This is a genomic window from Psychroserpens sp. S379A (assembly GCF_049800755.1).
Lineage (GTDB): Bacteria > Bacteroidota > Bacteroidia > Flavobacteriales > Flavobacteriaceae > Psychroserpens.
Genome location: NZ_JBNAFQ010000009.1, coordinates 15,847 through 30,529 on the forward strand (window position 1 = coordinate 15,847; position 14,683 = coordinate 30,529).

General features: G+C 30.1%; 16 protein-coding genes. All 16 read right to left on the minus strand.

Annotated elements, in window-relative coordinates:
* Positions 1–54 precede the first annotated feature (54 nt).
* The 16 genes from ACP15M_RS14190 to ACP15M_RS14265 all read right to left on the minus strand — a co-directional run bounded on the left by ACP15M_RS14190 (position 55) and on the right by ACP15M_RS14265 (position 14,621).
* Complete coding sequence (locus ACP15M_RS14190; RefSeq protein ID WP_425077860.1) at positions 55–795, minus strand: phytanoyl-CoA dioxygenase family protein; 741 nt, start codon at positions 793–795, stop codon at positions 55–57.
* A gap of 154 nt (positions 796–949) precedes the next feature.
* Positions 950–1,648 carry a DUF6985 domain-containing protein gene (locus ACP15M_RS14195; protein ID WP_425077861.1) on the minus strand — a complete coding sequence of 233 codons (699 nt, stop codon included), beginning with the start codon at positions 1,646–1,648 and terminating at the stop codon, positions 950–952.
* Positions 1,649–2,032: 384 nt separating this feature from the next.
* Positions 2,033–2,617 carry a methyltransferase family protein gene (locus ACP15M_RS14200; protein ID WP_425077862.1) on the minus strand — a complete coding sequence of 195 codons (585 nt, stop codon included), beginning with the start codon at positions 2,615–2,617 and terminating at the stop codon, positions 2,033–2,035.
* A 53-nt stretch (positions 2,618–2,670) separates the two neighbouring features.
* Positions 2,671–3,087: a Fur family transcriptional regulator gene (locus ACP15M_RS14205; protein WP_425077863.1), complete on the minus strand. Its 417-nt coding sequence runs from the start codon at positions 3,085–3,087 to the stop codon at positions 2,671–2,673.
* Between the two features lie 2 nt (positions 3,088–3,089).
* Complete coding sequence (locus tag ACP15M_RS14210; protein ID WP_425077864.1) at positions 3,090–5,252, minus strand: TonB-dependent receptor; 2,163 nt, start codon at positions 5,250–5,252, stop codon at positions 3,090–3,092.
* A 75-nt stretch (positions 5,253–5,327) separates the two neighbouring features.
* Positions 5,328–5,645, minus strand: a complete 318-nt coding sequence (locus tag ACP15M_RS14215) for a DUF6660 family protein (RefSeq protein ID WP_425077865.1) — start codon at positions 5,643–5,645, stop codon at positions 5,328–5,330.
* Between the two features lie 352 nt (positions 5,646–5,997).
* Positions 5,998–7,284 carry a hypothetical protein gene (locus tag ACP15M_RS14220; protein WP_425077866.1) on the minus strand — a complete coding sequence of 429 codons (1,287 nt, stop codon included), beginning with the start codon at positions 7,282–7,284 and terminating at the stop codon, positions 5,998–6,000.
* A gap of 144 nt (positions 7,285–7,428) precedes the next feature.
* Entirely contained in the window at positions 7,429–8,142 is a 714-nt protein-coding gene (locus tag ACP15M_RS14225; protein ID WP_425077867.1) for a hypothetical protein, read from the minus strand.
* 170 nt (positions 8,143–8,312) lie between these two features.
* Positions 8,313–8,699 (minus strand): hypothetical protein, encoded by a 387-nt coding sequence (locus tag ACP15M_RS14230; protein ID WP_425077868.1) that lies wholly within the window; start codon positions 8,697–8,699, stop codon positions 8,313–8,315.
* A gap of 213 nt (positions 8,700–8,912) precedes the next feature.
* Complete coding sequence (locus ACP15M_RS14235) at positions 8,913–9,320, minus strand: hypothetical protein (RefSeq protein ID WP_425077869.1); 408 nt, start codon at positions 9,318–9,320, stop codon at positions 8,913–8,915.
* Between the two features lie 141 nt (positions 9,321–9,461).
* Positions 9,462–10,004, minus strand: coding sequence for a hypothetical protein (locus tag ACP15M_RS14240; protein WP_425077870.1), 543 nt, complete (start codon positions 10,002–10,004; stop codon positions 9,462–9,464).
* A gap of 158 nt (positions 10,005–10,162) precedes the next feature.
* Positions 10,163–11,359 carry a hypothetical protein gene (locus ACP15M_RS14245; RefSeq protein WP_425077871.1) on the minus strand — a complete coding sequence of 399 codons (1,197 nt, stop codon included), beginning with the start codon at positions 11,357–11,359 and terminating at the stop codon, positions 10,163–10,165.
* Between the two features lie 728 nt (positions 11,360–12,087).
* Positions 12,088–12,900, minus strand: coding sequence for a hypothetical protein (locus ACP15M_RS14250; protein WP_425077872.1), 813 nt, complete (start codon positions 12,898–12,900; stop codon positions 12,088–12,090).
* A 182-nt stretch (positions 12,901–13,082) separates the two neighbouring features.
* Positions 13,083–13,922, minus strand: a complete 840-nt coding sequence (locus tag ACP15M_RS14255) for an RNA 2'-phosphotransferase (protein WP_425077873.1) — start codon at positions 13,920–13,922, stop codon at positions 13,083–13,085.
* A 157-nt stretch (positions 13,923–14,079) separates the two neighbouring features.
* A complete protein-coding gene (locus ACP15M_RS14260) occupies positions 14,080–14,382 on the minus strand; it encodes a type II toxin-antitoxin system RelE/ParE family toxin (protein WP_425077874.1) in 303 nt (100 codons plus the stop codon).
* On the minus strand, positions 14,379–14,621 hold the full coding sequence (locus ACP15M_RS14265) for a type II toxin-antitoxin system ParD family antitoxin (RefSeq protein WP_425077875.1): 243 nt from the start codon (positions 14,619–14,621) through the stop codon (positions 14,379–14,381). Before ACP15M_RS14265 ends, ACP15M_RS14260 begins: the two co-directional genes overlap by 4 nt.
* Between the last annotated feature and the right edge of the window lie 62 nt (positions 14,622–14,683).

A 14,683-nucleotide genomic window follows, 5' to 3' on the forward strand; every position in this document is an offset into this window, starting at 1 on the left:
GACGTTAGCAATTCCGAGTGGATTCGGACGTAGTCGAATCCGCCGTAATTGCGGTTATACATTGTTGTGTGCTGGCTTTTTTATTCCATAATGTTCTAACCAATTCAGCGGTTTAGTCAGATTATAATTATTAAATTCTAAATGTATTACTCGTCTTTTCTTTCCGTTTGTTGTTCTGTTCGAAGCGTGTAAAGTCAAAGGTTTCATTAACATTGCTCCGCCTTTTTCGACTTCACAGATAAATTCATTTTCTAAATTCCAATCTTTTGATTCAGCTCGAATTATTCCTTTGAGATGCGATTTAGAAATTACTTTTAGAGCTCCGTTATTTTTGTCCGTTTTGTCTAAATGAATTCGGATTGTTATCGTGTCTTCCAAAACCTCAATTGGTGGTTGAACTCCGTATTGACCTTTTTTAAAAGTCCAATTTGTATAATTTTCCAATTCCGTTTTTTTGTCAACCGAAATGCTCAAATCTTGATGATAAGCAACAAACCAATTCGATTCGCTTGGTTTGTCAAAATAGATTGCTTTGGTCAGAAAATATTCAGATTGGGAAAGTTCGGAAATTAATTCAATCAGCTTTTCGTTAAACAGCAAGTCACTCAATTCAGGTACATTTTTGATTAATTGTCTAATCGCAAATAAATCCTTTGTTTTCATAAACGAATTTCCGTCCTGTTCAGTATTTTCGATACAAGCTAAAATTTCACTTATTTCTTTGTCCGAATACAAGTCAGCTAAAACGGAAAATCCATTTTCTTCAAGTTCTATTTTGTTCCTTTCGTAGTTCATTTTTCAGCTTGCACACAACGTGATTGTGTATGATTACGTTGTGTTGGCTAGGACTAAGTTAACAAAAAGAAAACAAACCAGAGGAAAATTCCGCAGGAATTTTTCGAGTACACACAAATCGAACAATGAATTATACACGTTGTTGTAAAACGTTTTATTTCCAAAACTTCCACCAATGGGTTTTCTTTTCTTTATAGGGTTTTATCACTTTATTATTAATAAAATCCTCTTCCAATCGTATCTTTTCCTCTTGTTGTTTTTTAAATTCCAAGTTTTGTTCTTTTTCAAGAACTTCCAGTTCTTTTTCAGATAAATCTTCTTCTGCAACCCATTGCAGAAATGAACAATCAGCACCACCTATTTTTATAACTCGGTCCATGTAAGTCATTATACCTAATCCGTGTTCGTCATCCCATTCACAACCAAATTCAAAACCTACATAACCAACATTGTCTTTATGGACATTTACAAAATGTAATCTAGATAATCCAATTAACGTTTTAAACTCATTGATATTTGAGATATCTGGCATTATTTCTTCTTTTTCATCAGGCTCATAGTCATAAGTGTTTTGAATTTCAGGGTATTTTTTCAATAGAGCGACGAGTATTATTTCCTTAATTGTTTCTTGATTTTCAATTACATAATTATATGCATTATATTGATAATCTTTGGGTTTATCCAAAATTAAAGTTGAATCACCTCCAACAACATAATCAAAAACACAATCAGTTTCAGCAGATGAGTCTTTTGATCCATAAATACCTTTTCTGCTTTGAAATCCTTTCCAAGCTGGAAGATAAACTTCTCCTTCAATGTCAAATGGTTTGTTGTTATTTTCTTGAGTATTCAATGTTTCTTCTAAATGTTTTACAACGCATTTGTGTATGGTTAGTGCGGATTGAGCCGAAGCTATTTTTAGCTTGGGTGAGCCAAGTTGTTTACAACTGGCGAAAAATCCGCTGGAGTAAAATAGCGAGGCTTACCTTGCTGGTTTTCCGATTATATAAATATACAAATTGTAGGATAATTTCTTCTAATTAAACAACAAGTACGCATTAACCATACACGTTGTTGTGCATAGTGCTTTTCCCGTTCAGCTTGGTTTTCCGATATTTGTTATTTTGTTCAGAAGTGAGCGTTGGCAAGACATACTCTTTTACAGTTTGGGTGAAGTGTGGTTGATGCGACTGGAAATGTGTATGGTTTTGAACGTTGGCAATTCTGTGTCTTTAGTTTAAATCCATCTTCTCACTTTTTCCGCGTATTGTATATATTCATTTCCAAATTCACGTTTTAAAAACTCTTCCTCTAATCTTATTTGTGTATTCATGCTTAACGTAGATAATGAGGTTATGAGTAAAGTAAATGTATTGGGAATTACAAGAAATAACCCAATATTCGCAATCATAATACCTAAAAATATTGGGTTTCTTGAAATTGAAAACATTCCATTAGTTACTAATTTGGTTTTGTTATTTTCATCAATTCCAATTCTCCAAGAATTTGCCATTTGGCTTTGAGAAATCCATACTACAATTAATGATATAACCAAAAGTGTCCAACCAATCTTTTGTAAAAAGGGATTTTCTAAATACCAAATAGGAAGTAAATATTCGTACCACTCATTTTTAAAAGCATAGATTCCAACAACAACAAGCTCAAAGATTGTAATAAATATAAAAACCTTACCATTATAGTCATGAGCATTATCTGTCTTTTTAAACGTTAGCGAATTTATTCCTGTTTTTCTCCAAAGTAAAATAGACCTTAATACAAATACCAATAAAAAATATAATATCAGATAAGTAAATAATAACATAGTTTCTAATTTGCTACAAAAGTGTTCTAAATATCAATGCAATGGAATTGCAATTATTGACCACTACATTTATCACAAATTCCTTTCACAACCAAGTTTACGTTTTCTGAAACGAAACCATTAGGTACTTTTATTTGAGGAATTTTATGTTCTGTTAAACAAATGGTTTCATTACAATTGTTACAATGAAAATGCAAATGTAAATCAGTTTCAATTTCGCAATTACAACCCTTTACACACAAAGCATATTTTGTAATTCCTGTGCCATCATCTATTTGATGTACAATATCTTTTTCCTCAAATGTTTTGACGGTTCTGTACAAAGTTGTTCTATCTGCTTTATCAAAAGCATTTTCTATATCGCTTAGTGTAACAGCAATTTGCTTTTCTGAAAGGAACTTGTAGATTAACAAACGCATTGCTGTTACACGAATATTTTTAGATTCTAATAAGTTTTCTATTGTTTGCATAATTAATTGTGGTCTTCGTTTCCAAATGGTTTAATTATAATGCCTACGCTAAATATAAATCCATCTGTTGGTGCATATATTTCGGGAAATTCTGGATTTTCGTGTGGTGGTAAAACCAATGGTGAGAACCTACTTTGTCTTCTATCTGTGAAATTTTCAAAATTTACAAAAGCACTACAAAACTTGAAGTTTCGCATTAACAATAATCCCATTGTTACAAAATCTGTTGTTTCAGTTCCGTTTGATAAAAATTGCTTTCCAGTATAAAATGTTTCATAACCAATTCTCCATTTTTCAGATTCGTACATTAGCACACTTCCTGCGTTATGCTTTGTTGTTAAAGGTTTTTGTGGATTACCTGGTAAATAATTTAGGTTGGTATCAATAAACGCATAATTTAAAAACCATCTAAAGTCTTTGTAGGTAAACTTCATGTTTGTTTCTGCTCCTTTGCTCAAAATTTCATCGGTTGCATTTTCAAATGCAAACAAACCAGTATCTGTACTATTTAATAATAAACCGTTGTTTATTGCAGTAACATAGAATAATTGATTTACAGAAAAACCAATCTCGTCAGTTAAACGTGTTTGATAATTAAAATCAAGATTTAAACCAAAAGAACGTTCTGCCTCAATTGAAGATTTATCAATGCCAAGTACATTTTCAAAATTAATAAATTCGGCTTCTTCTGTAAAAACATCAGGTATTTTGTAACCCAAACCACCACCAATTCTGCTAGAAAACCCATTGTCATTTTTATACAATAATGAAATTCTTGGAAGTGGAAAAAATCCAAAGTCTGTGTTGTAATCTGCTCTCAATCCAGTTTCTAAAATCCAATTTTCTGAAAGGTCATAAATGTTGTTTGCAAACATTCCATAAGTGATGTCTTTTTGGTCACGTTGTAAAGTTGCATTATCATTCTCATCAAAGTTTGAAGTATATAAATTTGCTCCAAAAATCCAATCAGCTTTTGAAGTTGCTCTTTGATAGGTAACTTCTGTAAATGTGTTGATTTGCTTACCGTCAAAATTAAAATCTGGAATAGTATGGTTTCTATCAAAAAAGGAAACACTATTTTTTATGTTTAAAGAGCTTATTGAATCTATTTGTGTTTTATAAACTGCTTGACTGCTTAATCTCTTTGAGATGTTTTCTTCTGTATATTGATGGATTCCGTTTTCACCATTTTCAATTTTTGTGATATCTCCACCAATTCTGTCATCATACGTTCCATTTAAACCAATCCAAAAAGTTGTTTTTTCTGATGGATAATAAAAGAATTTAGGGTTGAATGAAATAGAAGTTGTTTTTGGCAAATTACTAAATTCATCATCTTCTGGGTCGTAAGCCTTTTGATAATGACCAGAGCCATATAGCGAAACACCAAATTTCTCATTTCGTTTGCTATAAAACACATTAGCTGTACTTCCTAACGCTTGGGTTTGCGTTAGCATAATATCTAAAGTTGGTTCTTCGTCAGGTGTTTTTGAAACCATATTTACTAAACCTGCAATGGCTCCACCACCATAAAGGGTTGATGAACTTCCTTTAATAATTTCAAATTGTTGCAAGTCCAAAGGTGGAATTTGTAGGATACTCAAACCGCTTGAAAAACCTCCATATAATGGAAAACCATCTCTTAAAAGTTGCGTGTAGCGTCCATCAAGTCCTTGAATTCTAATATTTGTATTTCCGCTACTTAAAGAGGTTTGTTGCATTTGAATTCCTGTGCTTTCACGAAGTACCATCGAAATATTAGTTGGGTTCATTATGGCTTTTTCGCCTAATTCCTCTACACCAATGAATTCTATTCTTGTCGGGATTTTCTTTACAGTTCTTGTACTTCTTGAAGATTGTAATACAACTTCGTCCAATTCATTTGCACCACTTCTTAATTTGAAAACTAAATTGGAATTATTTGGAATTTGAATAGTAGTTTTTAAGGTTTCATATCCCAAATATGAAATTATGATACTATGTTCTCCGTTTGGAATTTCTATAAATGTTGCGATTCCGTCAAAATCGGTTACTGCTCCTTTTTCTAATTCCTCAAAATATACAGTTGCTCCAAATAAAGGTTCGTTTTCGGATTCTGAAAGGACTTTTATTTGGATATCAGTGGTTTGTGCCATTAAATAATAGCACGATATAATTGTGAGCATTATGCTCAATATGTATTTGTTCATTGAAAATGTAAAAATTAATTAACTAAAAATTTTTGACTTTTGGTCGATAATTTAGCTAATCAATTGTGGCGGTTGCCAGATATTGGAATGATAATTAAACCTGTAGATTGATTGATAAACAGATTGTATTTCTGTAGAAATTTGGTTGTTAATACCTAATTCAAAAGTTTGAATTGGTTGATATGTAATTGCGATTCCACAACAATTACAAATACAAGTTATTGGACAAGTATCATCACTATCATTTTGATGATTGTGTTTAGCAGTTATTTCGTCTTGGTGTAGGTCTTCGGCATTATTTCCGTCAGAACAAGGTTTGATTGACAAAACAAATATTAATAATGATAATATGATAGTAACAAATTTCATTGGCTCAAAGATAAATAAATTTCTATGCAATGGTATTGCAAAGTTATTTCTTAATTATGTTTTGCGTTCCGTTTTGAGCGTTGGATAAAAACAGCTCTTTTATTTTTTTAAGCGTCGGCTTTTGTGGCTGGAAAAAATAAATGTGCTGTTTGTGCGGTTGGCTTTTTTTGTTCAAATGTTGATATTTAGAACGATTTTCCGCATTATGCACAACGTGTTGTGTATGGTTTGTAGTGTTGTAGACCAAGTTAGTTAAAAAGGATTTAAGAGTTACGGGATTTCGCTAGAAATCCGCGAATTTTGATTAAACACTATTAACCATACACGTTGTTGGCAAATCGTATTTATTCTTTTAGTTTTCGTGCTTTTTAAATTTCACAAAATGTTTGTTCCATTTGTCTTTAATATTTATTGTTTTGACTAAATCATTAAAATTAAAACCGTTCGTGTTAGATGCAGTTAAATAGATATTTACTTCTGCATTTTCTGCCTCGAATTTATTTATAGTTGGAATTTGTTTTATATCATTCGTATCTTCAATTTTATCAAAGTCATTAAATAACCTTAAAGAGAAATGACTTTTTGAATTAATCAAATTCGGACTAAATGTATCTTTAGCTAAATCAATAAAGTAATTGTATTGTTCGTTATTGTCAAAATAGACTTCAAATTCTTCAAGATTTTTTTCCAGTCTTTTCAAATCGCTATTTGAATACTTATATGTATTTTGAGTAATCGATTTTTTGTCTTTTTCATTTTGTTCAACCTGGTTTTGATTGGACTTGTCCTCTACAACATAAGTTCTAATTACATCAAGGTAATCTGCGTATTTTTGAAGTTCTTCCAAACTTGTTGTTTTGCCTTTGAAAAAATCAGTTACGTTAAAGTCTTTTAGTTTGTCTGAAACAGATAGATAATCACGATATTTTTTTGATTGAAATTTTATTATTCCTGCTCTATATTCTAAAACTATCTCAATAGATATTTCTGATTTTTCTATTATTTCTCCAAATGGATTGCCAATATCTGTTTTTAGATTTAAAATTGTAGTGGTTATTGAGTCATTTGTTATATAATCCCATTTCTTGTTGTCTTTATTACGTTTTTCTACAAATGTAAAATTTATGCCTTGATTAAAATTTACTTGAAAAGCGTTGTCTGAAAATGAGTTGACTAAATTTTTATTATTCTCAATATTTGATTTTTGAAGTTCAGTTTTAATGTAATCTTTTGGATTTATATCAAAACTGTATAAAATGTCATTTCCTTTATTTTTATAAATTGACTTTATTACAATTCCTAATGTTTTGTAATTCGGATTTTTTCCTTGATTTTCTATTGCTCTTTTTATTTGTTCACTTTCTATTTGTTTAAAAGTGTTTTTAAATTCTGTATCAGAACCATAATCATTTTTGTCAATTACATAACTATAAATAATCGTGTTTGTCTTTTTGTCAAATCTTACTTTTTCCGCAAAAGTGAATTCATCAACTTTTGTTGGCAGATTCAACATCTTGTTGGTATTAAGAGCAATTTGCTCCATATATTCTTGAGCCTTTTTTTCTTTTTCAGATAAATTGGCACAACTTATCATCGTAAAGCACAAAATTATTAGGTATAAAATGTCGTTTTTCTTCATATGTTTGCCAACGTGTTTGTGTATGATTTCGTTGCGTTTTTCAGCAACTAAATTAGCAAATACAAACTGAATAGAAAATCCGCGAGGATTTTCGTAAGTAGGCGAGTACTAGCAATGAATTATACACGTTGTTGGCAGACGTTGTTATTCTGCGTTTTCTATTTTAAATATCTGTTCTATTGTTCCCTTTGTTTCCTTTTCGTTTTCGTCAAAGAATTTCCATTTTCCATTTTTTACTTTGGAAACTTTAACCATGTATTCACAACCTCCACGACCTAAAGCTAAAGCACTGTCTATTTCAAATTCTCCTTCTGCAATAAGTTCTCTATCAATATTCCAAAATTTCCAATTTCCAACTTTGTATCGATATTCTTCTTCATGAGGAACTAAACCACAAAAAGTATATTTATCAGTTTTGAACTTTCCACTACCATAAATATTACCATAATCAGTAATCCAATTATTTGATTGAATTAAAAACCGAAATTTGAGAAATTCATCAGAACTTATGTCTTTTGATAATTTTTTAATTGTATTGTCATAATCTCTATATTCAATTTTTATTTTTCTAACATCGATTAAAATTTTCAAATCCTTTCCCAGAATTACATAATTTGGATAAATAGTAGAATAGTCATTTTCTTTAAAGTCTTTGATGTTATTTATTAAAGATTTTAGTTTGTCAAATTCTTCAGATCCCTTTTCAAATAGCTTTAGAATGTGATTTTCATTTCTTCCAAATGTTCGAAATTCCAATATCATATCATCTTGAATAATATAATTATCAGCTTTTGGTTTTTCACAACTTAAAAAGGTAATGACAAAAATGTTTGTAAGAATTTTTTTTAATATTTTCATTTATTGATATGAGTAAGGTAATAATGACTGCCAACGTGTTCGTTTATGATTAGTTGCGGAAAAAGACGTGAGTCATTTTCCGTTAAGGACTAAAGATAATTAATAAGATTGAATTTCCGATAGGGAAATTCAGTCGCAATTAATTATAAACGTTGTTATATGCTGGCTTATCACTTTAACTTAGAATTTCTATTTCTGATTGACCATATGAAATTGGTTAAGAAAGTTAAAAGTGAAATTAGATTCAGAATAATTACTATGCTTAAAGTTAATGAAACCATATCATCCAAAATAAGAGTTAAAGTAATTAAAATCAGATGAAAAATAGAAAGATTTCTATGTGTTGAATATTTCATTAATGCCAATATTCCATATCCTATTATAAAAATTGGAATAAAATAAACTCTTATAAAATATAGCCAACTTGTTATATCCCAAGCCCAACCAACGGTTTTATTTATTCCAACATTTGAAATTCCGCCAAAGTAACCTATAAATACAAATAATAAGACTGTTAATAGAAACATTCTTCTTTGAACTAATTCATTTAATGTCATTTATGATATGATTATAAATTAATATTTAAAAAGTCAGGATTAAATTCCAAAAACTTCATGTCCGAATTGAATATGCAATCTATTGTATCATTTATTGTTCGACCATCAAAATCAGCGTTAATGTAATGTCTCAAAACAGTAAACGTTTGCTCTGATTTTGATGAATCAGTTTCCTGCTTAAATTTTCTTAATTCCTTTTTATAATTGACTATATTATATTTTAATATTCTCTTTAGCCTCTCCAATTTTGAAATTATCAACTTCTTCTGAATAATTTACCTTTGTTTCCTTCTTTATTTCCTCAATGCGTTTCTTGTATAATTGAATATTTTCCTCATTCAACTTAATCATATTTTCGCTATCCATTATAATAGAATTGAAGTCATCAATTATTAAATTTCGATAATACTCTTCTCCTACAATTTGTTTCTCAATGAATATTAAATTGGAAATTTTAAAATCAGTATTCTTTTTCTTCGCTTCTTTTTTATAACATTTTAAGATTAAATTTTCATGTTCTGATTCTTTACATGAGATAAATACAGTTAGGAATAAAATGGAAGTTAATAAAGATCTAGAGTATTTCATTGATGCGCGTTCGTCGCTTTCCAAAGCTTGCATATAACGTGTTTGTGTATGATTAGTTGCGGGAAAGGACGCGAGTCATTTTCCGCCGTAACCGAAAGATAATTAATAAGATTGAATTTCCGATAGGAAATTCAGCCGCAATTAATTATACACGGTGTTACCAACTGGCTTTTATCAGAGTTTAATCCAATTTAATTCGTTTTCCTTAATATTCTTTAAAAAGTCAGCGTCAATATTTTCCGCTGCATTCGTTTGTCCGTTTTCTATTTTTATTCGTTCTTTTTGTAATTCGCCAGAAAATTTGTGGTAAAAAATTCCGATTTCGTTCAGTTTGCTTTTCAGTCGTTTGTCAGTCAGAAATTCGGTCCATTTTTTCGCCTCTTTGTTTTCCACTTTTAATTCGCTAGAGTTTTTTTCGGTAAATTCTTTTCGTTTTTGTTCCAGAAGCAATTCAATTCGACGTTTTGAGAATCGTTTTCTTTCGAGTTTTTTCTTTTCTTTTTTCCAGTCAGGTTGTGATGAATCGTTCGAATATTTTTTTCCTAAAACAGAACCACAATCGCAATCTTTAGTTGTCGTTAAGAAAGTCCGAATTTCATTAGAATTTGGTATGTCCAAAGTATATTCTGCGTAATTCAATCCGAATTCAGAAGCAATTTCCTTGATTTCTGAATTGTTAGATTTCTCTTTTATAACTAAAAAGTTGAATTGGCACATAATTTTTTTCAGCTTGTTGGTAACGTGTTTGTATATGGTTTGTTGCGTGTTTCAAGCAACTAATTTAGCAAATACAAACCGAATAGAAAATCCGCGAGGATTTTCGTAAGTAGGCTAGAACCGGCAATAAATTATATACGGTGTTATGCACCGTTATTTTAAAAAGGCACATCTGAAATTTGTTCAATAATATCTTTAATTTCTTCAGCTTTTAAATTTCGCTTCTTTAGCTTTATTTTTAGATTCAGTTTTTTCTCAATAGACTCAAGTAAGCTATTTGATAAAAGTTTTATGTTAAATGTAATATCTATATCTTTTGTTGGATTTATTAAAATGATAGGTTTGACACATTTTGTTTTATTAGGTAATACTGATATTGATTCAGTATATATATTCATTGTTTTAGAATCAATTTTTTCTAGTGTCTCATTAAAAAGTGAGAAAATCTTTTTTTCATCTTCTGATTTTAATCTCCCATTCAATAGACGATTATTCATTCCTTGGTCTTTAGCACCAATTAAGCTAATTTTCATAGTTTCACTAATATTTACTTTAAGTTGCAAATCTATATGAAGGTCGCTATGAATAATATTGTCAGTATTTTTGACTCCTAGAACAATAGGGATAGCATTATTTTTATCTACAAAATCATCTAACTCATATTTAAATTCATAATCTTCCCAATGTCTATCCTTTTTATTTGGTAATTTTTTTAGGATTTCATCGATTTGCTTTTTTGAAATTTCAATATGGTCAGACTCAATAATAAAAGTATCATCCTCTAATTCATTTGTTTCTTTGTTAATAAATGATATATCCAGATTTTTCTTGTCTTTCGTATTGTTTTTTTGAAGTTCTCGTATTTTATATTCTAACTGTCTATTCAATTTATCTCTAAAGTCTATTACAGAACTAAAGTTTTCTATTAATGAATTTTTATAAACTTCCTTTTTGAATTCGTTTAAAGCTTTAAGTTGTTCAATATTTATCTCAGAAGGGTCAATTCCTCTTTTTGAGAAATATATCATAACGTCTTTTCCGTTATTAGCAGCTCTTTTTATCTCCTCAATCGTTCCGCTTATTTCAATTCCTGTTTCAGAACCAATTTTTGCCCAAAATAAACCAATAACTAAATCAGCACTATCAACAAGTTGTCTGTTAATAGCTTCTTGTGGCCTTACATCATAAGTAGGTGATGAATGTGTTTCCCATTTCAAAGGAAGTAGCACAATTTTTTTTGCAAACGAGTTAACATCGTTCCAGTTTTGAATTAATCTTGTAGTAACTTCTCTTTCTTCTGAAACGTCAGATGGTGAAGCAATTAATATTCGATATACTGTTGAGATATATGACATTTATGAGTGGTTTTGGTTATGGTGCATAACGAGTTTGTGTATGATTACGTTGTGTTGGCAAGGACTAAGTTAGCAAAAATAAAACGAACCAGAGGAAAATTCCGCAGGAATTTTCCGAGTACACACAAATCGAACAATGAATTATACACAGTGTTACAACATTTTGCGAAAGAGTTGAGTAATCACGTTTTGCTTTGCCGTAAAGTTTTCAGAAATAGAATAGGAGAAAAGCTAAACTTTAGTTTTGCTTTTACGATTGATCGCGAAAAGTGTTTTTTAAAACGCTTTGTAGCATTTAGCGTTTGAGTAATCAAATCCGCAAACTAGCTAAATTCCGTAAGAGTGAGATTCCACTTATGTTGAATTTAAAATATTTTTTAATTGGTTTGACTTTTTTTGATGTAAGATTAATTCAGCAAACAAGCTAAAGGAATCCGCAAGAGTAAGATTCCATTCATGTTGAATTTTAAAACATTTTTTGATTGATATGGTTTTGTTTAATGTAAAAGAAATTCGACAAGAGTAAGAATCCGATAATTTTGATATTTAAACAACTATTTTGTTGGGAGTTACGATTTTCCGAGCAATTTGTTGTAACGTGTTTGTATATGGTTTGTTGCGTGGTTAAGCAACTAAGTTAACAAATAAAAACCGAATAGAAAATCCGCGAGGATTTTCGTAAGTAAGCTAGAACCAAGCAATAAATTATATACAGTGTTGTGTGTAGGTTATACTCTTTTACCTATGCCACGTGCTCTGTTTTCACTTTTTTTAGAAGTTTCTATTTCAATACCTCTTCCAAAATGACTGTATACGTCTTTGAAAAGATACCTTTTAGTATCTAAAGGACTAGATATTTGTCCAAACCGAACTCTGAGTTTTCCTGAGGAATTAGAAATATTTGCGTTCGAAAACTCTTTCAAATAATTTCTTGAATAGCGATTAGAACAATGTAAAGTAAATAACGCAGCTAGTGATTCAAGAGCAATGTTTAAGTTTGCTTTCTTTTTACTGTTAATACCATCATGTTTTATTGCGTTATAAATATTCCACCATTCAGGTAAATCAGATTCAATTATCCATGACTTAAATGAATCAATATCAGTTTCCATTGGTCTTACATGCAAAGGTCTAGTTTGTAAGTACTTTTCTTTAATAAAAAAGTAATCTCTGAAATTCCAATTTCTAGCTCCTTTAATTTGATTTGTTTTTTTATTTACTTCATTGTAACGTTTTAGTAAATCTATATTTTTATTTTCTGAGCATTCGAATTTAGCCCACTCTTTAAAGAAGACCTCAATTTGTACACAACATCTAATAATTATATCTCTTAAAACAGGTGAGTGAACTTTTAAGTGTTCGTCATCGTTAATTGGAACTACCTTAATAAAATCAATAAAATCTTGTTCTATTACTTGGTATTGCTCATATGTTTCACCAGTTCCAAGAACTCCACCAGAATAGTGATATTCACAATATCCTAGATAATCATGAGTTTCAGTATTACACTCGATATGTTTACAAATAATTTTTTTGCTCAAAAGTCATTATTTTATTACTGTTTTTAAAAACTTACACACAACGTGATTGTGTATGATTTCGTTGTGTTGGCAAGGACTAAGTTAGCAAAAAGAAACCAAACCAGAGGAAAATTCCTGCGGAATTTTCCGAGTACACACAAATTGAACAATGAATTATACACGCTGTTGTGCATAGTAATACTTTACATATACCAATCTTCATGGTCTTGCACTAATCTTGTTTCAATCCAATTTTCTAAGTTTTCATATTTCAGAGTCGAAGGCCAAATTCCATTATCTTTTTTTCCACTCCAAGTAGGATGGATTACATAAACTTCATCATTATCATTATTCTTAAAAAGACAATCATCATTTGGATTATGCAATCCAAGTAATTCTAGTTTTTTTAGTTTTCCATAAAGTTGATGAGAATTATTTATTTCTTTTTTTAGTTCTGACTTTATAGTTTTATTCAGTTTTTTATCAACATTAAAAGTCCAAGGATTAAATTCTAAATATTTTGCAGGAATATTGGATGTCAGCCAAACATTTTGTTGAGTTTTAAAAAATTCCCAACCATTTTCAATTAATTCTTTTGTGTTTATTTCGATTAAGAATGGTTTTCCATGTCTTTTTCCAACTTCCAGAGCCATTTTTTTGCTTTCTGATAAGTGAACGTATTGTCTTTGTCCAGATATTAATCCTTTTTTTATAATTCCGCTAAGATTCTTTGAAGCAGTTCCATGATACAGTACTTCATTTGGAATTTCAGGATTCAGTTCTTGCTCTATTGAAACAGAATGTCCATGTGTAGCTTTAATTTTCTGATTTTTCAAATCAATTTCCCAACGTATTTTATCAAAACTCTTATTTAATTCTATCAATTGACTTGATGTAAAATCAAAATTATTTGACCTTAACGCAATTAAAATGTCATCTATTTTTGCCCAACCAAATTTATCAAGTTGAATATTTCCATCTTGAGGTTTATGTCTAAGCCAAAAGCTTATTAATTTACTTATTTTTTGTTGGCTTGTACTCACTTTGATTATTATGCACAACGTGTTTGTGTATGATTACGTTGTGTTGGCAAGGACTAAGTTAGCAAAAAGAAACCAAACCAGAGGAAAATTCCGCAGGAATTTTCCGAGTACACACGAACCAAACAATGAATTATACACGTTGTTGTGTGCAGTTTTTTTATTTCAGCCTTTTTTTAATGTTCATTCTCTGATGCAAAACTCTAACGATTTCCACAATCTCATTATCTACTTTTCTGTAAAAAATCAGATGAGATTTGATTTTCGTTACTCGATAGTTTTTTCGAGTTTGTTCTGCGGATTTTCCAATCAGATAGTTGTCCGCAATAAATTCAATTTCCGCTATTATTAAATCGTAATATCTATCTGCTTGTTCTTTAGACCACTTGTTAAGAGTATAAATCCAAATTTTATCTAAATCCTCAATCGCTTGTTGGCTTATGCGATATTTGTTTTTACTCATAAGTGTTTACTATGTAATTCTTTCAGATGTTGTTTTGGGTCAAAATTTTCAACAAATCCACTGTTTTCCCCAACTTCGAGAGCTTTAATCAGTTCTCTTTCTTTTTTTTCTTCACGTTCTAACAAACGTAAAGCAGAACGAATTACTTCGCTAACTGAACCATATCTTCCAGAATTTACTTCTTCTCTGATAAAATCCTCAAAATGATTTCCGAGTGATATTGATGTGTTTTTTCCCATTTAGACTCTAATTTTAATCAAATATACCAAATCTTGGTAACGTAGCCAAATTGCACACAACG